The sequence below is a fragment of the Polaribacter sp. Hel_I_88 genome, assembly GCF_000687935.1.
Taxonomy (GTDB): domain Bacteria; phylum Bacteroidota; class Bacteroidia; order Flavobacteriales; family Flavobacteriaceae; genus Polaribacter.
In genome coordinates this window covers 1,404,774-1,424,330 of record NZ_JHZZ01000001.1, presented here as the reverse complement: position 1 = coordinate 1,424,330, position 19,557 = coordinate 1,404,774, and the positions used below count along the sequence as shown (strand labels likewise).

The following is a 19,557-nucleotide window of genomic DNA, read 5'->3' as shown; positions in this document are numbered from 1 at the left end:
TATGGATGATATAGATTTGCAACCTTTAAGAATTTCTGCTGGTTGGCATGTAGAATGGAATTTATTTTATGAAGCTGATCCATCAGAAGAAACCATGCATTATTTAGATTCTAGCTCTCTTGTACATTTAAATAATTATAGCTTAATGAGAGCTATAAATTTAGATTTTAGACCAGAAAATGATGTGAATGGATATTTTTATTTGCGTGTAATAAATCTTACAGAAGAAATCAATTCGAAAACCAAAAAAGTATCTTACAATGGCGATTGGGAAAATTTATACTTCGAATTAAAGTCAAAAAATAGACTTGAAATTGTAAAAGAAATTGAGCGATTAACAAGAGAAATACCTCCATTTAAAGGTTAATTAAATATAAAGAAATTATGATTTTAGGTGTTTGTGAATGGTTGAGTACAAAAACAAATTTTACTGCAAAAAATATTAGAATATTATTTGTTTTACTTGTTTTATTTGCTGGTCTAGGAATTGGTTTTTATTTAATTCTTTGGTTGGTAAAAGTATTATCGAAAGAATAGTTTAGTTTAGTTTTTTATAAAGTTGACTCATTTTTCGAACCTCATCAAGCATTAAATCGAAAGGTAAAAAAGTATGAGAATGATAGTTGTATCCTAATTTTTTATAAAATTGAAATGCTTGCGGCTTTTCATCCATTGCATCTAACCAAATAATTTGGTACTTTTTTTGTCTGGCTTTTTCTTCTAACCAAAGCATTAATTGTTTGCCAACTCCTTTTCCTTGGGTTTTTTGATGCAAATAAATTCTGTGCAATTTTAGTTGTTTTTCTGGCGATAAACCTGCTAATTTTTCATCCCAAACAATTCTAAAATTTCCGACTATTTCATCTTTATAAATTACAAAATAATACTCTGCATTTTGCTGTAAAAGCTCTTTTAAGATATTCTCTTTTGAATATTGAGAATTTAGATACCAATCTCCTTCATCAATCCAAAAACTACTATAAGCTGCTGGATAAATTTCATTCATCAACCTAAAAAGAAAATTATAATCTTCTTTTGTGATGGTTTTTAATTGTATGTTTTCCGAGATTTCAATCATCATTAAAAATAAAAAAACTGCTATAGATTGATTACTTCTACAGCAGTTTTAATAATAGTTAGAACTTTTAATAATACTTATTCTTGGTTTTCAATAGCAAATTTAATTTTACCTTCAAGTTCTTCTGCTAATTCGTGGTTGTCTTTGATTAATCCTTTTACAGAATCTCTACCTTGCCCGAGTTTTGTTTCACCATAACTGAACCAAGATCCACTTTTTTTAACAATGCCTAATTCTACACCAATATCTAAAATTTCTCCAACTTTTGATATTCCTTCTCCATACATAATATCAAATTCTGCAACTTGAAAAGGAGGTGCAACTTTATTTTTTACAACTTTAACTTTGGTACTGTTTCCAATAACTCTGTCTCCGTCTTTAATTTGTGTTCTTCTTCTAATATCTAAACGTACAGAAGCATAAAATTTTAATGCGTTTCCACCAGTTGTTGTTTCTGGATTTCCAAACATTACCCCAATTTTTTCTCTTAATTGATTGATAAATATAACTGTACATTTTGTTTTAGAAATTGTACCTGTTAGTTTACGCAAAGCTTGGCTCATTAAACGTGCATGAAGCCCCATTTTAGAATCGCCCATTTCACCTTCAATTTCAGATTTTGGTGTTAGTGCTGCAACAGAGTCAATAACAACAATATCAATAGCACCAGAACGTATTAAGTTTTCTGCAATTTCTAAAGCTTGCTCTCCATGATCTGGTTGAGAAATAATTAAATTATCGATATCAACACCTAAGTTTTGTGCGTAAAATTTATCGAATGCGTGTTCTGCATCAATAAAAGCAGCAATTCCTCCAGATTTTTGAGCTTCTGCAATTGCGTGCAATGTTAACGTTGTTTTACCAGACGATTCTGGCCCATAAATTTCAATAACTCTTCCTCTTGGATATCCTCCAACTCCTAAAGCTAAATCTAGCCCTAAAGAACCAGATGAAATTGCATCTATATCTTCAGTAACTACATCCCCTAACTTCATTACAGAACCTTTACCATACGTTTTATCTAGCTTATCTAGTGTAAGTTGTAATGCTTTCAGTTTTGCTTCTTTTTCTTTATTTACTGCCATATTTTTGTCTAAGATTCTATTAAATTCGGTTGCACAAGTTACGAAAAACTAGGTTGATTTTCCTAATAAATTAATTTCATTTTTGTACATTTATCAACATAAAATAAATTGATGAAAAAGGAAATAATAAAAAACTTAGCTTATAATTTCGAAGATCATTCTCAAACTACAGAAAATGATATAGAATTTTGGTTTGCCAGAGATTTACAACAGCTTTTAGGATATGCTGAATGGAGAAATTTTCAGAAAGTTATTGTAAAGGCAAAAATTACATGTGAAACATCTGATAATTTAATTTCAGACCATTTTGTTGACGTCAACAAAATGGTCGAGATTGGATCCAATACAAAAAGAGAAATAGATGATTTAATGTTAACAAGATATGCTTGTTACTTAATTGCTCAAAATGGAGATTCAAAAAAAGAAAGTATTGCTTTTGCTCAAAATTATTTTGCAATGCAAACTAGAAAATTTGAGTTAATTGAACAAAGAATTAAAGATTATGAAAGGTTACAAGCCAGACAAAAATTAACAATTTCAGAAAAAGATTTATCTGAATTAATATTTGAAAAAACAGGTAATGATAGAAACTTTGGATTAATAAGAAGCAAAGGAGACCAAGCTTTATTTGGAAGATCTACTAAACAAATGAAAACAAAGTTAGGAATTCCAAACAATAGAGCATTAGCTGATTATCTTCCTACAATTACTATAAAAGCAAAAGATTTTGCTACAGAAATAACTGTTTTTAATACTAAAGAAAAGGATTTAAAAAATGAAAGAAGTATTTCTGCTGAACATATTACAAATAATCGTTCAGTGAGAAAAATATTACTTGAAAGAGGTATTAAACCAGAAAATTTACCTCCAGAAGAAGATATTAAAAAACTAGAAAGAAGAGTAAACTCTGAATCAAAAAAACTTGGAAAGAATCCAAAAAAATTAAATTAAAAAAATGAATGCGATCACTTTAATTTCTGATGATAAAAAATCAACAGTAACTATTGACAAAGGCGAATTAGTTAGTTTTAAAAAAGAAAATCAGGAATATATTCATCAAAAAGGCAATAAAGGTTGGCGAAAGTCTGATGATGAAATGTTTCCTATAATTGGCCCAATTGACAAAAATGATTTTAAAGTACACACCAAAAATGGTGATGCTATTCAAGATCAGCATGGTTTGTTGCGTGAGATGGAATATGCAATAATTTCTTCGGATGAAAATACAGCTAGTTTTATTAAAAAATACACCAAAAACACCAAAATTAAGAATAGTAAATTTCCGGAAAAATCTATTGAAAAATTTCTTTTTTGGCCTTTTGATTTTTCTTTCGAAAAAAGTTTTAGTCTAGAAAATGGTATTTTAAAAATAGAATTTACCATCATTTCAGAAGAAGAAATGCCTTTTATGTTAGGTTATCATCCTGCTTTTTTATTATCAGATTCTGGTAAAGAAACTTTTGTAGCTAATCATAAAGAATATACTTTAGAAAATATTTTACATGCAGGTTCTGATGCGTTTCCAGTTTTAGAGACTGATAAAATCATCTTAAAAAATATTGATAAAAAGGATATAGAAATTACCACAAAAGGTTTTAATAATTTTATGCTTTGGACAGAGGTAAATAATATGGTTTGTATAGAGCCAATTACACATTATACTTCTTACACCAACCAAAAATATTCAGAGAAAAATATGCGTGTTTTAAACGGAATTGTTACCTTTTCTGTCTGTATAAAAATAATTTAGATTGATTCAAAAACATCGTCATTTTATTATTCATAAACCTTGGGGAATGATTTCTCAGTTTGTAAATCCTGCAAAAAGGAAAAAGAAATTATTAGGAGATTTATACGATTTTCCTGAAGGAACTATGGCTATTGGACGTTTAGATGTTGCCTCTGAAGGATTACTTTTTTTAACAACAGATGGAAAAGTATCGCACGAAATTAGAAGTAATAAATACGAAAAAGAATATTATGTTCAGGTTGATGGAATAATTACTCAAGAGGCTATAGAAAAATTAAAAACGGGTGTAGAGATTGGTTTTAATGGTAAAAAATACATCACAAAACCTGGCAAAGCTTTTTTAATTGAAGATCCTAATTTTGATTTAAGAAGTCAAAAAATTAGAGATGAAAGACATGGCCCAACAAGTTGGGTTGCAATCATTATAAAAGAAGGTAAATTTAGACAAGTCAGAAAAATGACAGCCGCAGTTGGTTTCCCTACTTTACGTTTAATTCGTGTTAGAATTGGCGAAATTGAATTAGATAATTTAAAAGTTGGTGGTATTAAAGAAGTAGATGCATTCATAAAAAAAGAGAAGTAAAAATACTTCCCTTTTTTAATAAAATATGCTTAAAAATCAAACCCTACGTAAATTTGCCAAACCCTATTTTTGGGTTTGTCTTCGTTATAAATATCATTTTGTCCTATGTGATATCTAGCTCCTAAACTTACTCCTGAATCACTTTTAAAACCTGCACCTAAATTGATACCCCAGTCAAAATTGCTTGGTTCAAATTCTTTTGATGAATCGTACAAAATAAAGCCTGAATCGAAGGTTTCTTTATGAGAAATTGAAAAACCTATTTGTGGTCCTGCTTCTAAAAAAAAGCTTTTTACAGGATATAGCTTTAGCATTAAAGGAATGTTTAAATAATCTAACTTTTGCGTATACGTTCCACTATTGTCTATTATTTTATATCCTTGTTTTGAATATAAAATTTCGGGTTGAATCGCAAAGTATTTTCCTATAAAAGATTCTCCATAAATACCAATATGATATCCGTGTAATTTTTCAGTTTCAGAATTTCCATCAAAACTTACGGAAGAAATATTATATCCTCCTTTTATACCTGCTGTTGCTTTTGTATCTGCATCTTGGGATTTTAACGACAATGTACTTGCAATTACAAAAGCTATTGTTAAATATATTGTTTTCATTTTTTAGTTTTTTATTTATTTACCTCCATTGGCTTTTAAATCTGCTAAACATTGTGCATCTAATGTTGGGGCTTGCCCACCTGAAAGCATATTGCTTATTCCTTGACTTGTTTCTGCAGCCCAATACATTAAACAACTTTCTACATTACAATGTTTTGGATGTGCTGAGTCTTCGTGATCACTTTGTAAATTTGTTCCTAAATTGGTTAAACCTAGCAAATGACCAAACTCGTGATTGATAACTGTAGTTTCTAATAAGCTTCGATTCGGTTCAAAAGGGCTATCACTCAAACCAACAATGGTTTCTTGATAAATTACAAAAGATGTGTTCCAATAAGCAGATCCTAAAACTGCTCCAGAATTGGTATCGCTAGAAGATTTTCCATCTATAAACAAAACCCATACTGCAATTGTTGAGCCTAGGTTATATTGTGTTCTATGTTGTTTTTCTAAATTTACGACTTCATCTAAAGTATATACCTCTTTTCCTGTTGGCGGAATTTCTTTAGTAATAAATTCAATGCCTTGAGATTTATTTACTCTATTATTTATAAAATTTTTAAAATTATTTAAAGCGTTTTCAGTTGGCTTAAAACCTTGTATATATCCAACCTCTACTATTAGCTTTTTAAAACTATCATCAGCAAGTAAACTATTTGCAGATGAACCAGTTGCCTGCCTGTTTAAGGAGGTATTTACATTAGGGTTGTTATCAACCATTTCGTCTGTTTCTGAAGTGCAGGAAATAAGAACTGCAAAAACAAATAGCACACATTTAAAAATATTTTTCATCTTAAAAATTTAAAACTTAACAACTGTTTAAAACAGTTGTTAAGCATGTTAATTTATTGTTTTTTTTCTGTTTTAATTTAATTACAGCTTTTTAAAAGCTAATGTTACAGAAGCATCCGTTTTACTTTTAAATGTAACTAAAGTATTGCTATAAGTACTTACAATCCAATCGTTTTTTAATGCACTTAATGCAGTATTACTTGCAAAATTAATATTTACAAAAGCTTCTGTTTCTGAACTTACTGTATACGTACCTTCTACTTCTCCAAGAGTAGCGTTTATGGTGTTTTTAGCTACAATTTTTAAATCGTTTGTAAATTCTATAGACCAATTTGCATAGTCGTTTGCTTTGTTTACACCTGCAATTACAAAAGTTTCTACTTTAAATTTTGTACCACTTAAAATAGCTTCTACTTCTGCAGCAGTAGTTGCAGCATTATCTTTTTCATCTTCAAATTGTAAACATTCAGAAATTGCATTTTGAAATTCTGCATCGCTCTTAATTTCAATTGTTGTTCCATTACTCAACGTTGCATTTATTGGATAATTTACCGAAAATAATTCATCACCCTGTAAACCTGTCATAAAAGTATACAGTTGTTTTTTTGATTGTACAAAAACACTTCCTGTTTGTTCTAAAGTAACGTTATAGGTTAACATGGTTACAGGAAATTGAATATCTATACAAGAAATAGCGTCTTTACCTTGTTGTTCTGCAGCTTCACATTGTTGTTTTAGTGTGTTAAATTCTGCTTGATTTTCTACAACAACTTCTGTGTAATTGCTCGTTTGTACACTGATTGGAAAATCAAAAATAACAGTATCATTATCATCATTAAATTCTCCCATAATATTTAAAACTGCAGAAAAATCTAACTTACTTAATAATGTTATTCGTTTTCCATTTACAGTTGCTGATAAAGGAAAAAGTAATTCTGTACATGAATTTCCGTCTAAAAAATCGTCATCAGAACCATCGTTCATTGCTGCTCTTTCAAAATTAGAAGCTGTTGGTGATGTTGATGAATTTGCGTTTGGATTTGTACCTACTTCTGTACTTTCTTCAGATTGACAAGCTGAAAATCCTATGATTGCTGTTAGTGCAATTGCCGAAATAAATTTTAATGTTTTCATTTTAATTAATTTTAAGGTTAATGTTTCTATAAGTAAAACAACTTTGTTTTATTTTACCCTACTTTTATTTTTTGAAAGACTATTTTTATTGCCCTTCTATTAGTAAAACAACTAAACATTAATTTACCCTACCTTTGTTTCTGAAATTTTTTATTTTTATAGTTTAAAACGTTATTTATGGCAAATAAATCTCTTTGTGATGAAATTTATTTTAATGAGTTTTATACTGCTCATATTCAGTCTGCCAGTAACTTTGCATTCTACAAATCTGGTGATAAAAATACTTCTTTAGATTTAGCGCAAGAAGCTTTTATAAAAATATGGGAAAATTGCGCAAAAATAGATTTTTCAAAAGCAAAGTCTTACTTATTTACAGTTGTTAATAATCTTTTTTTGAATAAAGTAAAACACGAAAAGGTGGTTTTTGAATACGCAAAAAGCAGTCCTTATTTAGATGTAAACAATCAAAATCCAGAGTATTTATTAGAAGAAGAAGAGTTTAAAAAACAACTAAAAAATGCTATTGCAGATTTAACTGAAGGTGAACGTGAGGTTTTTTTAATGAATAGAATTGATGGTAAAAAATACAGAGAAATTGCAGAAATGCTAGCGCTATCACAAAAAGCGGTAGAAAAACGAATGTCATCAGCATTAAAAAAATTAAGAAGTAAAATAAATGGAATTTAAATTAGGGTAAAAACCTTTTTAGTTGTTACATATATAGAAGTATAGAAAAATGGAAGATAAAAACGACATCTTAAAATGGCTAAACAGAGATATTTCTGATGAAGAATTAGCAGATTTAAAAGAATCTAAAGATTTTGAAACCTTAGAGAAAATTGCACATTATGCTTCTCAAATAGAAACACCAAAAGTAGCGGTTGATAAAGCATTCTCAGAATTTAAATTAAGAACACAAAAAACGGCTAAAAAAGAAAAAGTTATTGCTTTTAATTTTAAAGAACTCTATAAATATGCAGCTGCAATTGTGGTATTGTTTACAACTTCCTACTTCTTATTTTTTAATACTGAAACTAGTTTTAAAACCGAATTTGCACAAACAAAAACCTTTCAGTTACCAGACAATTCCGAAGTAATTTTAAACTCGAACTCTAAAGTAACTTTTGATAAAAAAGAGTGGGAAAGTGATCGGAATTTAACCTTACATGGAGAAGCTTTTTTTAAAGTACAAAAGGGTAAAAAATTTACGGTAAATACAAATATTGGAGAAGTAACTGTTTTAGGTACAAAGTTTAATGTAAAAGAAAGAGCCAACTATTTTGAGGTAAAAACCTATGAAGGTTTGGTAAGCGTCGCCTATAAAGATACCCTTGTAAAATTACCAAAAGGAACCATTTTTAAAGTGGTAAATGGTAAAATTGATGCTGTCAATACTTTTGATATAAACGAAAATTATTGGTTGCAAAAAGAATCTAATTTTAAAAGTACAGCCTTGCGTTTTGTGCTAAAAGAAATAGAAAATCAGTTTGGTTATACTATTGAAACTAAAGATGTAGATGTAGACATTTTATATTCAGGTGGTTTTACACATACAGATGTAAATATTGCACTGCAATCGGTTACAATTCCTTTGCAATTATCTTATAAAATTGAAGAAAGAAAAATTATCATTTTTAATTATGATAAATAAAATTCAAAGTTTCATTCTAAGTTTTTTATTGATAACAAGTGTTACTTTTGCTCAGAATTCTACTGATAAAATTGCACTTTCGTCACTTTTAATACATTTAGAAAAAGACTACGATATAAAGTTCGCTTTTTCTGATACTGATGTAAAAAACATTTTTATTGAAGCACCAAAACCTGGTATTCCTTTACATGAACTCTTAAATTATTTAAACGAAAAAACGTTTTTACTCTTTAAAACTTTAGATAATAGATATGTTACTGTTTCCTTTTTAAACAAATCAATTGCTATTTGTGCAACCATTTTAGACGCCAATTCTTTAACGCCTTTAAATTTGGCCTCTGTACAAGTAAATAACTATAAAATTGGTACAACTACCAATCAAGAGGGTGTTTTTTATTTAAATGATATTCCTGTAAATGCAACTTTAAGTATTTCTTTTATCAGTTATAAAACTTTAGAAATTAGTGCAAAAGAGTTGTTTTCTGCTTCTTGTAAACAATTATTTTTAGAAGAAGAAACAGAACAATTATCAGAAATTACAATGCCGAGATTTCTAACTTCTGGTTTGCAAAAAAATGTAGATGGAAGTACCGTTTTAAACACAGAAAAATTTGGAATTTTACCTGGATTAATAGAACCAGATATTTTACAAACCATTAAAATTTTACCAGGAATAGAAAGTGTGAACGAAAGTGTAGCTAATATTAATGTTAGAGGTGGTACAAACGATCAAAATTTAATGCTTTGGGATGGAATTAAAATGTATCATGCTGGTCATTTTTTTGGGTTGATTTCTGCCTATAATCCTTATTTAACTAAAAAAATTGCTGTTACAAAAAATGGTACTAGTAGTGCTTTTTCAGACGGTGTTTCATCAACCATAAATATGGAAACTGACAACAAAATTACCAATGAATTTTCTGGTGGAGCAGGTTTTAATTTATTAAGTGCAGATGTTTTTTTACAAGTACCCATCAAAGAAAATTTAGAACTGCATATTTCTGGACGTAGATCTTTTACAGACTTGGTAAATACACCAACTTATAACAATTATTTTTCTAGAAGTTTTCAAGATAATACTGTCTCATCAAATAACATCAATAATGCTGAAACAGACTTTTACTTTTATGATTATTCGTTTAAAGTTTTATATGATCTTAATTATAAACACTCCATAAGAGCTAATTTTATTCAGATAAAAAACAACTTAGATTATTTAGAAAAATACACTTCTAATAACACAATAATTGAAGAAAATAGTACTTTGAAACAAGAAAATTTGGGTGCAAATTTAAGCTGGAACGCCCATTGGAATTCCAAATTTTCTACTAATATTTCTGCTTTTATATCAGATTATAAAATAAATTCTTCTGATTATAATAAGGATTCAGATCAGTTTCAAACACAATTTAATAACGTATTAGAAACTGAAATAAAATTAGATTCTAAATACAAATTTACAGATGTTTTACATTTTAAAAATGGGTTGGTTTTTAATGAAATTGGTATCAGAAATACAACTACAGTAAACGCACCAACTTTTTCTAAAACCGTTAAAGATGTATTATTAAAAAGCGCTTTTTATTCAGAAATTGAATATAAAAAAAAGAATACTTTTGCCAGATTTGGTGTTCGTTCAAACTATTTTCATAAATTTTCTAAATTTGTAATAGAACCTAGAATTAACATCAGACAACAACTTAATAATGAGTTTTCTTTAAAATTAGAAGGAGAATTTAAAAACCAAACTACAGCTCAAAAAATAGATTTTGAAGACAATTTTTTAGGCATCGAAAAACGCAGGTGGATTTTAGCTGATGAAAGGAATACACCCATTATAAAAAGCAAACAAGCTTCTTTTGGTATTGCCTATAAACTTCATAATTTTTATGTTGATATTACTGGATTTTATAAAAAAGTTGACGGAATTACAGCTGCAAACCAAGGATTTTATAACAACACACAAACATTTTCTTCTACCGGAAATTATGAAGTAAAAGGAATAGAATTTTTAGTAAATAAACAAACAGAAAACATAAGTACCTGGTTAAGTTATACTTTTTCTGAAAACAACTATACTTTTGCTATTTTTAATCCAGAAACCTTTGCAAATAGTTTAGATATTTCACACTCTTTAAGCGCAGCTTTTAACTATAATTTTACTAAAAATTTTAAAATTTCTATAGGAAGTGTTTTACGCTCTGGAAGACCTTTTACAAAACCTGTTGTTGGGAATGAAACCATACAATTTGGCAATAGAACCATTGTTAATTACGCCAATCCAAACCAAGAAAGATTAGCTAATTTTTTTAGAATTGATTTATCTACTAGTTACAATTTTCAATTTACAGATGTTATAAAATCTACAATAAGAGTTGGTTTTACCAATATTACAGATAGAAAAAATACGATAGATTCTTACTATGTTTTAGACGAAACAAGTGCAAATAATATAAAAAGAGTTGATACTTATTCTTTGCCTTTTACACCAAATTTAAGTTTTAGAGTCAATTTTTAAAATGATGATTTTAATTTTTTTAAAGAAGGCAAATTTAGACAAGTCAGAAAAATGACAGCTGTGGTAGGTTTTCCTACTTTACGTTTATTTGGTCTTAGAATTTGTAAGATTAAATTGAATAATTTAAAAATAAGTGAAGTAAAAGAATTTACTAATTTTTAAGACTCTTTTTTGTAGTTTTTCTGAATATACAAAGCAATTAACAAACTAAAACCTGCTACAAGTCCGCTAAAAGAATCGAATGTTCTTTCGCCATTTATAAGCGTGTATAAAGAAAAAATTATCGCTAAAAATGCAATAAAAATCACTATGTATTTTACTTTGTTGTTCATAAATTTTTTATTTTTTGTCCATTTTAATATGTGGAATACCATCTTCTAAATACTCCTCTCCTACTTGTTTAAATTGATGTGTTTCGTAAAATTTCTTTAAATATTTTTGAGCAGAAATTGTAATTTCATCAACTTTAAAATTGTTTTCTATAGCAGAAACTGATGCTTTCATAATTAAATGTCCATACCCAAACTTTCTTTCTTTTGCTGCAACCACTACTCTACCAATGCTTGCCTTTTCAAAATAATCTCCAGGTTTAAAAATACGAGTGTATGCCACAATTTTATCCTCTTTAAAACCGATAATATGCAACGCTTTTTGGTCTTTAAAATCGATATCTTGATATACACAATCTTGTTCCACCACAAAAACTTCTGAGCGTAATTGTAAAATTTGATAGAGTTCAGTTGTGGTTAATTCTTGGAACTTTTTAGTAATAAAATTCATAATTATAAAAAAATCTCGACTGCCCTTTATAGAGACACAGTTCTTATTAATTTACCCAGCACAAGAAATTTTATCAACCCTTGTTCCATGTCTTCCACCTTCAAAATCTGTAGTTAAAAAAATATCTACAAAACCAATAGCTTGTTGAAGAGATACAAAACGTGCAGGAATCGTTAATATATTTGAGTTATTATGTTGTCTTGTTAATGCAACTAATTCATTATTCCAACATAAAGCAGCTCTAATTCCTTGGTGTTTGTTAGCTGTCATTTGTGCTCCATTACCAGAACCACAAAGAATAATTCCAAATTCAGCTTTACCAGATTCTACACAATCCGCAGTTGGGTGAATAGCATCAGGATAATCCATAGAACTGTTTGTATCCGTTCCAAAATTAATCACTTTATGTCCTTTGTTCTCCAAATGTTTTATAATTTCGAACTTATAATCAGTTCCTGCGTGATCGTTTCCTATGGCAATTGTCATAATATAATTTATAATGTAATTATTGAATTTTTAAACTAATCTTGTTTATAAACAAAAAGATTAGTTCATTCTATTCGTAATTACGTAGTTAGATTTACAAAAGTATAGAAATTAACGGTTATCAACAGTTATAAACATTACTAATTTATACATTTTTAATAACTCTTTAATTTTAAACTTCTTACCATTTTAAGAGAATGTTAAGAAGTTGTCATAAGAAACTCGTAAGTTTATTTGCCAGATCTATTTATTATTACAATACACGCACTAGGTTGATATATGCAAATTTTATTATGAGTTTTTAATAAAAGTTTATGAACATAAAATTTACAATTTATTTACATAACTAGGTTTGTTAACTATTAAGAATTTTAGGTTAATTGCTGTTTATAAGTTTTGTTAATAACTCTAATTTTAAGTTGATTTTAAACCCTTTAAAAACTCATAAGTTGTAAGTAGTTTTTAATAACTCACAAATTAAAATAAAAATTACTTTTTTTATAGTAGCTATTCACATACTATTATAAACATCATTGTTTTTTAAAAATTTATAAAAGAAAAATAATTATAATATAGAATGTTGATAAGTGTTAGAATTTTAAATTTATAGATTGATGAAAATTCTAAAAGAAAAAATAAAATGAAAAATTGGTAATATAAAGTAAATATAAAGTAGTTGTTATTTTTAATATTAATCTTCTTTTAAAAAGATTAAATTTAAAATGTAATTAAGGTAAATGTTAGAAAAATTAAGCATGTAGATAAAACTGAAATGCTAATAACTTAAACCCTTTTCTTATCAGCTTTTAAAAGTGATACAGAATCTTTTTGAACTTCTACAGTTTCTTTAGGAACTTCGGTTTTATTCAAAGAAGTATTGATAGTTATTACAGTAACAAAAATGCCTGCAACTAATATAAATACGAATAAAGCTATAATTTTACGAAGATTTTTCATTTAAATTTCAATGTCCTTTCTATATAGACGTAAAAATAAACAAAACGTTACAGGAAAATTAAGATTTTTTTAACATATTATTATTTCAACACAAACAAAAATAAGGATGTACATCAATTTACAACAAAATTAATCGCTCTTTCTAAAATTTTCGCAGTTACGTTTCCAGTCCCAATCAATTCTCCATCAGCTTGAATAAAGGGTGTACTATTTTTAGGGTGTATATGTATTTCTTTTGTTTTATACGTTTCAAACTTTTTATGATGCACAATTTCCCCTGAATATAATTTATTGATATTCAATACTAAATCTAAAAAAGTAATGTTTTTTGCAATGGAAATATCAAAAAAACCATCAGAAGGATTTACATCTTTGGTAAACTGCATGCCACCTCCAGAAAATTTACAAAGTCCGATTACCGTCATTAAACAAGTTGTTTCTATTTTTTTATCATCAAAAGAAATAGAAAAGACGGATTTTTTATAAAAAAATAAACCATAAATCCCTGCTAAAAGATACGATGCAGCACCAAAACTTTTTAGTTTTTTTAGTTTGTTAACAATGTATGCATCATACCCTAAACCAGCTGCATTATTAAAATAAGTCATTTTTTTATCAGCAGTTTCTAAAACACCAATATCTTGTAGAATTGTCTTTTTTTTGTTGATGATTTCAATTGCTTTTTTAATATCATTAGGAATATTATATGTTTTTATCCAATCATTTCCAGTTCCTAAAGGAATTACTGCAATAGTTATATCCGAAGTTTTTACATATCTTTGCAGCATTATTGCATTCACTACATGATGTAGGGTTCCATCTCCACCTACAGAAATAAAGTTTCTATATCCTTTTTTAACTGCGTTTTGTACCAATTCAATTTCGTGTTTGGCAAATTGGGTAATAGAAAAAGAAAAATCAATATTCTTATTTCGTAATAATTGCTGAATTAGCTTCCACTTTTTAGAAAAATTACGATTGCCAGAAGTGGGGTTTGCAACTATAAACCAACGATTAACATTAGTATCGCTAAAATTTACTTTATCAACAGGTAGTTTATTCAATAGTGCTATAAAATGAAATTAATAAGAAGCCAAATTACAAAATAGATTTATAACTTTATTATACTATAAATAAGTTGAAATATTTGTAATTTGCAATATACATCAGCTTTATAAAAAGTATAAACTGATAGAAAAAAAAATAAAATATAAATGACAAAAAAGAAGAAAAAAATATATAAAAAGAAAGGAAAAATTGTAAAAGATTTAACTAAAAATATATTCAGAATATTAAACGTAGATAGTAGTAAGTCTTTTAATTACAAACAAATAGCTGCTAAATTAAAAATTGAAGATACAGATGGTAAAAACCAAGTTATTCAAAAATTAGTGGAATTAACAAGTTCAAAGAAAATTAAAGAAATAGACAGAGGTAAATTTCAGATTAACGAAGATCGTAAATATTCCATTGGTACTTTAGATATTACCTCTAATGGAAATGGATATTTTATGACAGATGATTATGAAAATGACATTTTTATACCCAACAATAATCTTGGTAAAGGTTTGCATGGAGATGTTGTAAAAGCCTATGTTTACAAACGAAAAAGAAGTAATAAATTAGAGGCAGACGTTGTAGAAATTATAGAACGTTCTAAAAACGAATTTGTTGGTGTTTTACAAAAAAGTAAAAATTTTGGTTTTGTAATTTGTGATAACAATAAAATGTACGCAGATATTTTTATCTCTGAAAGTAAAATGAATGGAGCAGAACATGGAGATAAAGTACAAGCAAAACTAATTGATTGGCCAGAAAATTCTAAAAATCCGTTTGGTAAAATAACCACAGTTTTAGGAAAACCAGGAGATCATGATACAGAAATGCATTCTATTTTATTAGAATATGATTTGCCTTACGAATTTGAACCAGAAGTAGAAAAAGAAGCTGAAAGTTTACCCATAGAAATTACCAAAGAGGAAATTGCCAAACGTAGAGATATGAGAGGCGATTTAACGTTTACCATCGATCCAAAAGATGCTAAAGATTTTGATGATGCATTGTCATTCAAAAAATTAGAAAATGGCAATTTTGAAATTGGAATTCATATTGCAGATGTTTCACATTATTTACAACCCAATACTGTTTTAGATGATGAAGCCTATGCAAGAGCAACTTCTGTTTATTTGGTGGATAGAGTAGTACCAATGTTACCAGAAATGTTAAGTAATGGTGTATGTTCTTTAAGACCAAATGAAGAGAAATTAACATTTTCTGCTGTGTTTGAAATCAATGAAAAAGCACAAATAGTAGGGGAGTGGTTTGGTAGAACAGTTACTTATTCAGACCAACGTTTTGCTTATGAAGAAGCTCAAAGTATTATTGAAAATGTAACTTTATCTGATGATGTGCAGCCTTACACAATGCCTGCAGATATTTCGATTACAGATACTTCTTATGAAGTAAAACCAGCAGTTGTAGAAGCAACTTTAAAATTAGATGAATTGGCAAAAATTCTTCGTAAAAAGCGAATGAAACAAGGTGCAATTTCTTTTGATAGAGTAGAGGTGAAGTTCAATTTAGATGAAGATGCAAATCCTGTTGGGGTTTTCTTTAAAACGAGCCAAGATGCTAATAAATTAATTGAAGAATTTATGTTATTAGCCAACAGAAAAGTAGCAGAATTTATTGGAAGTCATAAAGGAAGACCATCAAACAAAACATTTATTTACAGAGTACATGATGAACCAAATGACGAGAAATTAGCTTCGTTACAAAACATCATCAGTAAGTTTGGTTATAAAATAAATACAGATACCAAAGAAAGTACATCAGCCACTTTAAATCAATTGTTAAGTGATGTTCAAGGCAAAGCAGAATCTAACATGATTGAAACTTTAGCGATTAGAACCATGAGTAAAGCTGTGTATACAACTCAAAATATTGGGCATTATGGTTTGGCTTTTGATTATTATAGCCATTTTACATCGCCAATTAGACGTTATCCTGATGTGATGACACATAGATTGTTGCAACATTATTTAGATGGAGGAGAATCGCCAAAAGCGCTTCCTTATGAAGAACGATGTAAACATTCTTCACATAGAGAGGAATTAGCTTCAAAAGCAGAAAGATCTTCTATAAAATACATGCAAGTTAAATACATGCAAGATCATAAAGATGAAGTTTTTGAGGGTGTTATTACAGGAGTTACAGAATGGGGAATTTATGTAGAAATTACTGCCAATAAATGTGAAGGAATGGTTAGAATTAGAGATATAAAAAGCGATTATTATATTTTTGATGAAGAGCAATATGCTATTGTTGGGCAATCCACAAAAAATATGTATCAGTTAGGTGATGATGTAAAAGTGCAAGTAAAAAAGACAGATTTAGAACGCAAACATTTAGATTTTAATTTGATAGAAGAGTAAAAAAAGTCGCAGTTTTCAGTTTCAGTATGCAGTTTTTAAATTGATAAGCTAATTCAAATTAATGAACGAGATTCTGAAATAAATTCAGAATGACAAAAATAAAAAGAAAACCAATGATTTTAACAACAACAAACAACATAGAAAACCATCAAATAGTAGATTATTTAGGCATTGTAACTGGTACAGCTTACGATTCTAGTTATTCTACAAACGGAAAAAGTATGTCTTTTAAAGATATGTTTAGCATGTCTAAATACAAAGAAATGTACACATTAGGTTTAGAAAGTATTAAGGAAAAAGCCTTTCAAGATTTAAAAGATAATGCTGTAAAATTAGGTGCAAATGCAGTGGTTGGTATTCAAATAGATGTAGAACCCTTTACTAATTATAACACTTTACTAGTTTCTATTACAGGAACTGCAGTAAGAGTAAAATAAATAAATACTTTTTTTTTACAATAAAAGTTGAAAATTAACTTTATAAAGGTGGTATACTTGTTGCTTTATGAGTAGCTTCAAAATTAAAATTATGAAAAAAATAATTTGTATTTGTTTGTTAATGAGTTCTTTTTTAGGACAATCGCAAACTACAGTCACTAAAAATTTAGGAGATTACAAAATCTTAAAAGTTTATAATGGTATAGAATTAGAGTTGATAAAATCTACCGAAGCTAAACTTATAATTACAGGCAAAAAGTCTGAAATGGTGAAGATTAAAAATGTAGATAATACTTTAAAAATATCGTTACCTTTTTCTTTAAAACCAGAAGATAATGCTGCAAATGGTCAGGTTTTAGTAAAATTATATTACAATACTATTATTGATGTGATTGATGCTAATGAAAATGCTACCATCACAGGAAATGAAATAGAACAAGAAAAATTAGAAGTAAATTCGCAAGAAAGAGCGTTTATCAACCTAGTTTTAAAAGTAAAACATTTAGAAGTTAGAGCAACTTCTGGAGGAATTATTAAATTAACGGGAACTACAAAAAACCAGAATGTAGATGTAGATTTATATGGTATTTACAATGGTTTTGGTTTAAAAGCAGACTCAAACTCTACTGTAAAAGCAGGTACAGGAGCAAGAGCAGAAGTTTTAGCAGAGGAAACTTTAGATGCTAAGGTAAGTTTTGGAGGGTCTATTTTTTACAAAGGAAACCCAGAAGTTTTAAAAGATAAAAAAGTAATTGGTGGCATTATACAAAAAAGAGATTAATAAAAACCTTTTTTTGTATCTTTGTAGCATTAAATTTAAGAAGAAATGAATAGTTTACATACATTTTTAGCAATTCCAGGAGGATACTCAATAATATTAATTGTAGTAGTTGTTTTATTGTTATTTGGTGGCAAGAAAATACCTGAACTAATGAAAGGTTTAGGTGGTGGTATAAAAGAGTTTAAAAAGGCTTCTAAAGACGAAGAAGGAGAAAAAATAGAAGAAAAGAAGTAATCTTTTTTAAATTTCGATAAAAAATAAAAGCTCTATTTGATAAACAAATAGAGCTTTATGTTTTAAATTAAAAAATCCCCCAAAATTTTAATTTAGTAATACTACAAATATACTACAACATTTTTTAAAAAATAGGGTATTTTTTTAAAAAATAAATTTGGCATTATTATAACTTTCATAAAGTAAGTGACTTTATACAAAAACTGTTGCAAAAAGTAATTTTTGCAACAGTTTTATAGTTATAAAATTAAACTAAATAGAAATTGATAAAAAGCTAATTATTATAAAATTAATCGTTTTTCTTTTTTGGTTTCTGATTTTTCATTGCCTCTCCAATTTGATTACTAGCTGTAAAACTTGCAACCATATCATTTAGCATTTGACTACCTGCTTGTGGTGAATTTGGTAACAAAATTAAGTTGCTATTGGTTTCTTGTCCAATAGATTGTAATGTATCATAATGTTGTGTAACTACAATTAATGCAGACGCTTCTTGGCTATTGATACCAACTTTATTTAAAACTTCTACAGATTCTTCTAAACCACGTGCAATTTCGCGTCTTTGGTCTGCAATACCTTGTCCTTGTAAACGTTTGCTTTCTGCTTCTGCTTTTGCACGCTCTACAATTAAAATACGTTGTGCATCTCCTTCAAATTGAGCTGCAATTTTTTCACGTTCAGAAGCATTAATTCTGTTCATGGCAATTTTAACTTGAGGATCTGGATCTATATCTGTTACTAATGTTCTAATAATATCAAAACCATAATCAGACATGGCATCATTTAATTCTGCCTTTACAGCTAAAGCAATATCATCTTTTTTTACAAAAACATCATCTAATTTCATTTTAGGAACTTCGGCTCTTACTACATCAAAAACATAACTAGTTATTTGATCTGCAGGATAATCTAATTTATAAAAAGCATCATATACTTTGTTGTTGATAACTTTGTATTGTACAGAAACTTTTAACTTTACAAAAACATCATCTAAGGTTTTAGTTTCTACAATAACATCTAATTGTAAAATTTTTAAACTTAATCTTCCTGCAACTTTATCAATTAAAGGAATTTTTAAATGCAAACCAGATTGGCGAATGCTATGGAATTTTCCAAAACGTTCTATAATTGCAGCTGTTTGTTGTTTTACCATAAAAAAAGCGGCAAAAAGAATAAGAACGGATAAGACTATAATAATTAGGATAGTTGGATTCATGTTATTTTTTGTTAATTAAAATTT

Annotated in this window: 23 protein-coding genes; 12 read left to right on the top strand and 11 right to left on the bottom strand. The window is 28.1% G+C overall.

The features are described from left to right. Position 1: 1 nt before the first annotated feature. Both P161_RS18155 and P161_RS19340 read left to right on the top strand, forming a co-directional pair. Complete coding sequence (locus P161_RS18155; RefSeq protein ID WP_051605687.1) at positions 2-367, top strand: hypothetical protein; 366 nt, start codon at positions 2-4, stop codon at positions 365-367. A 17-nt stretch (positions 368-384) separates the two neighbouring features. Next, complete coding sequence (locus P161_RS19340) at positions 385-537, top strand: PspC domain-containing protein (protein ID WP_081816992.1); 153 nt, start codon at positions 385-387, stop codon at positions 535-537. Between the two features lies 1 nt (position 538). Here P161_RS19340 and P161_RS0106330 read toward each other — a convergent pair whose 3' ends face one another. Together P161_RS0106330 and recA are read right to left on the bottom strand one after the other, a co-directional pair. Then, on the bottom strand, positions 539-1,078 hold the full coding sequence (locus P161_RS0106330; RefSeq protein WP_026776189.1) for a GNAT family N-acetyltransferase: 540 nt from the start codon (positions 1,076-1,078) through the stop codon (positions 539-541). A 77-nt stretch (positions 1,079-1,155) separates the two neighbouring features. After that, complete coding sequence (gene recA, locus P161_RS0106325; protein WP_026776188.1) at positions 1,156-2,163, bottom strand: recombinase RecA; 1,008 nt, start codon at positions 2,161-2,163, stop codon at positions 1,156-1,158. Between the two features lie 111 nt (positions 2,164-2,274). On the opposite strand from recA, the gene dinD reads away from it, so the two are divergent. Genes dinD through P161_RS0106310 form a run of 3 tightly spaced genes read left to right on the top strand, consistent with a single transcriptional unit; the run spans position 2,275 to position 4,496 of the window. Beyond that, positions 2,275-3,114, top strand: coding sequence for a DNA damage-inducible protein D (gene dinD, locus P161_RS0106320; RefSeq protein WP_026776187.1), 840 nt, complete (start codon positions 2,275-2,277; stop codon positions 3,112-3,114). A 4-nt stretch (positions 3,115-3,118) separates the two neighbouring features. Next, positions 3,119-3,913, top strand: coding sequence for an aldose 1-epimerase (locus tag P161_RS0106315; protein WP_026776186.1), 795 nt, complete (start codon positions 3,119-3,121; stop codon positions 3,911-3,913). Positions 3,914-3,917: 4 nt separating this feature from the next. After that, a complete protein-coding gene (locus P161_RS0106310; protein WP_302846543.1) occupies positions 3,918-4,496 on the top strand; it encodes a pseudouridine synthase in 579 nt (192 codons plus the stop codon). A gap of 29 nt (positions 4,497-4,525) precedes the next feature. Here P161_RS0106310 and P161_RS0106305 read toward each other — a convergent pair whose 3' ends face one another. The 3 genes from P161_RS0106305 to P161_RS0106295 form a co-directional block, all read right to left on the bottom strand. Beyond that, positions 4,526-5,113, bottom strand: a complete 588-nt coding sequence (locus P161_RS0106305) for a porin family protein (protein ID WP_026776184.1) — start codon at positions 5,111-5,113, stop codon at positions 4,526-4,528. Positions 5,114-5,128: 15 nt separating this feature from the next. Continuing rightward, positions 5,129-5,905 carry a hypothetical protein gene (locus tag P161_RS0106300; protein WP_051605686.1) on the bottom strand — a complete coding sequence of 259 codons (777 nt, stop codon included), beginning with the start codon at positions 5,903-5,905 and terminating at the stop codon, positions 5,129-5,131. 81 nt (positions 5,906-5,986) lie between these two features. Continuing rightward, a complete protein-coding gene (locus P161_RS0106295) occupies positions 5,987-7,039 on the bottom strand; it encodes a hypothetical protein (protein ID WP_026776182.1) in 1,053 nt (350 codons plus the stop codon). Positions 7,040-7,216: 177 nt separating this feature from the next. Here P161_RS0106295 and P161_RS0106290 point away from each other — a divergent pair, with 177 nt between their 5' ends. Genes P161_RS0106290 through P161_RS0106280 form a run of 3 tightly spaced genes read left to right on the top strand, consistent with a single transcriptional unit; the run spans position 7,217 to position 11,208 of the window. Continuing rightward, positions 7,217-7,726 carry an RNA polymerase sigma factor gene (locus P161_RS0106290; RefSeq protein ID WP_026776181.1) on the top strand — a complete coding sequence of 170 codons (510 nt, stop codon included), beginning with the start codon at positions 7,217-7,219 and terminating at the stop codon, positions 7,724-7,726. A 49-nt stretch (positions 7,727-7,775) separates the two neighbouring features. After that, a complete protein-coding gene (locus P161_RS0106285) occupies positions 7,776-8,690 on the top strand; it encodes a FecR family protein (protein ID WP_026776180.1) in 915 nt (304 codons plus the stop codon). Then, positions 8,680-11,208 (top strand): carboxypeptidase-like regulatory domain-containing protein, encoded by a 2,529-nt coding sequence (locus P161_RS0106280; protein ID WP_026776179.1) that lies wholly within the window; start codon positions 8,680-8,682, stop codon positions 11,206-11,208. Before P161_RS0106285 ends, P161_RS0106280 begins: the two co-directional genes overlap by 11 nt. Positions 11,209-11,366: 158 nt before the next feature. On the opposite strand, the gene P161_RS0106270 is transcribed toward P161_RS0106280, so the two are convergent. From P161_RS0106270 to P161_RS0106250, 5 genes are all read right to left on the bottom strand, one after another. Continuing rightward, entirely contained in the window at positions 11,367-11,540 is a 174-nt protein-coding gene (locus P161_RS0106270; RefSeq protein ID WP_155810430.1) for a hypothetical protein, read from the bottom strand. Between the two features lie 7 nt (positions 11,541-11,547). After that, positions 11,548-11,988, bottom strand: a complete 441-nt coding sequence (locus P161_RS0106265) for a GNAT family N-acetyltransferase (RefSeq protein WP_026776177.1) — start codon at positions 11,986-11,988, stop codon at positions 11,548-11,550. A gap of 51 nt (positions 11,989-12,039) precedes the next feature. Then, the gene (rpiB, locus tag P161_RS0106260; protein ID WP_026776176.1) at positions 12,040-12,474 is read right to left on the bottom strand and encodes a ribose 5-phosphate isomerase B; all 435 of its coding nucleotides are present in this window, start codon (positions 12,472-12,474) and stop codon (positions 12,040-12,042) included. Between the two features lie 783 nt (positions 12,475-13,257). Then, the gene (locus P161_RS19725; RefSeq protein WP_197026330.1) at positions 13,258-13,431 is read right to left on the bottom strand and encodes a hypothetical protein; all 174 of its coding nucleotides are present in this window, start codon (positions 13,429-13,431) and stop codon (positions 13,258-13,260) included. Positions 13,432-13,544: 113 nt separating this feature from the next. Continuing rightward, on the bottom strand, positions 13,545-14,495 hold the full coding sequence (locus P161_RS0106250) for a diacylglycerol kinase family protein (RefSeq protein ID WP_051605685.1): 951 nt from the start codon (positions 14,493-14,495) through the stop codon (positions 13,545-13,547). A gap of 150 nt (positions 14,496-14,645) precedes the next feature. Here P161_RS0106250 and rnr point away from each other — a divergent pair, with 150 nt between their 5' ends. The 4 genes from rnr (at position 14,646) to P161_RS0106230 (ending at position 18,317) form a co-directional block, all read left to right on the top strand. Beyond that, on the top strand, positions 14,646-16,865 hold the full coding sequence (gene rnr / locus P161_RS0106245; RefSeq protein WP_026776174.1) for a ribonuclease R: 2,220 nt from the start codon (positions 14,646-14,648) through the stop codon (positions 16,863-16,865). Between the two features lie 89 nt (positions 16,866-16,954). Further along, positions 16,955-17,302 (top strand): YbjQ family protein, encoded by a 348-nt coding sequence (locus P161_RS0106240; RefSeq protein WP_231494709.1) that lies wholly within the window; start codon positions 16,955-16,957, stop codon positions 17,300-17,302. 91 nt (positions 17,303-17,393) lie between these two features. Further along, positions 17,394-18,083, top strand: a complete 690-nt coding sequence (locus tag P161_RS0106235) for a head GIN domain-containing protein (protein ID WP_026776172.1) — start codon at positions 17,394-17,396, stop codon at positions 18,081-18,083. A gap of 45 nt (positions 18,084-18,128) precedes the next feature. Continuing rightward, positions 18,129-18,317, top strand: coding sequence for a twin-arginine translocase TatA/TatE family subunit (locus P161_RS0106230; protein WP_026776171.1), 189 nt, complete (start codon positions 18,129-18,131; stop codon positions 18,315-18,317). Between the two features lie 289 nt (positions 18,318-18,606). Here P161_RS0106230 and P161_RS0106225 read toward each other — a convergent pair whose 3' ends face one another. Further along, a complete protein-coding gene (locus tag P161_RS0106225) occupies positions 18,607-19,533 on the bottom strand; it encodes an SPFH domain-containing protein (protein ID WP_026776170.1) in 927 nt (308 codons plus the stop codon). Between the last annotated feature and the right edge of the window lie 24 nt (positions 19,534-19,557).

Excerpts from the sequence above, each read along its gene's own strand:
- P161_RS18155 (WP_051605687.1), top strand. The coding sequence starts at position 2 with ATGGATGATATAGATTTGCAACCTTTAAGAATTTCTGCTGGTTGGCAT.
- P161_RS19340 (WP_081816992.1), top strand. The coding sequence starts at position 385 with ATGATTTTAGGTGTTTGTGAATGGTTGAGTACAAAAACAAATTTTACT.
- P161_RS0106330 (WP_026776189.1), bottom strand. The coding sequence starts at position 1,078 with ATGATTGAAATCTCGGAAAACATACAATTAAAAACCATCACAAAAGAA.
- recA (WP_026776188.1), bottom strand. The coding sequence starts at position 2,163 with ATGGCAGTAAATAAAGAAAAAGAAGCAAAACTGAAAGCATTACAACTT.
- dinD (WP_026776187.1), top strand. The coding sequence starts at position 2,275 with ATGAAAAAGGAAATAATAAAAAACTTAGCTTATAATTTCGAAGATCAT.
- P161_RS0106315 (WP_026776186.1), top strand. The coding sequence starts at position 3,119 with ATGAATGCGATCACTTTAATTTCTGATGATAAAAAATCAACAGTAACT.
- P161_RS0106305 (WP_026776184.1), bottom strand. The coding sequence starts at position 5,113 with ATGAAAACAATATATTTAACAATAGCTTTTGTAATTGCAAGTACATTG.
- P161_RS0106300 (WP_051605686.1), bottom strand. The coding sequence starts at position 5,905 with ATGAAAAATATTTTTAAATGTGTGCTATTTGTTTTTGCAGTTCTTATT.
- P161_RS0106295 (WP_026776182.1), bottom strand. The coding sequence starts at position 7,039 with ATGAAAACATTAAAATTTATTTCGGCAATTGCACTAACAGCAATCATA.
- P161_RS0106290 (WP_026776181.1), top strand. The coding sequence starts at position 7,217 with ATGGCAAATAAATCTCTTTGTGATGAAATTTATTTTAATGAGTTTTAT.
- P161_RS0106285 (WP_026776180.1), top strand. The coding sequence starts at position 7,776 with ATGGAAGATAAAAACGACATCTTAAAATGGCTAAACAGAGATATTTCT.
- P161_RS0106280 (WP_026776179.1), top strand. The coding sequence starts at position 8,680 with ATGATAAATAAAATTCAAAGTTTCATTCTAAGTTTTTTATTGATAACA.
- P161_RS0106270 (WP_155810430.1), bottom strand. The coding sequence starts at position 11,540 with ATGAACAACAAAGTAAAATACATAGTGATTTTTATTGCATTTTTAGCG.
- P161_RS0106265 (WP_026776177.1), bottom strand. The coding sequence starts at position 11,988 with ATGAATTTTATTACTAAAAAGTTCCAAGAATTAACCACAACTGAACTC.
- rpiB (WP_026776176.1), bottom strand. The coding sequence starts at position 12,474 with ATGACAATTGCCATAGGAAACGATCACGCAGGAACTGATTATAAGTTC.
- P161_RS19725 (WP_197026330.1), bottom strand. The coding sequence starts at position 13,431 with ATGAAAAATCTTCGTAAAATTATAGCTTTATTCGTATTTATATTAGTT.
- rnr (WP_026776174.1), top strand. The coding sequence starts at position 14,646 with ATGACAAAAAAGAAGAAAAAAATATATAAAAAGAAAGGAAAAATTGTA.
- P161_RS0106240 (WP_231494709.1), top strand. The coding sequence starts at position 16,955 with ATGACAAAAATAAAAAGAAAACCAATGATTTTAACAACAACAAACAAC.
- P161_RS0106235 (WP_026776172.1), top strand. The coding sequence starts at position 17,394 with ATGAAAAAAATAATTTGTATTTGTTTGTTAATGAGTTCTTTTTTAGGA.
- P161_RS0106230 (WP_026776171.1), top strand. The coding sequence starts at position 18,129 with ATGAATAGTTTACATACATTTTTAGCAATTCCAGGAGGATACTCAATA.
- P161_RS0106225 (WP_026776170.1), bottom strand. The coding sequence starts at position 19,533 with ATGAATCCAACTATCCTAATTATTATAGTCTTATCCGTTCTTATTCTT.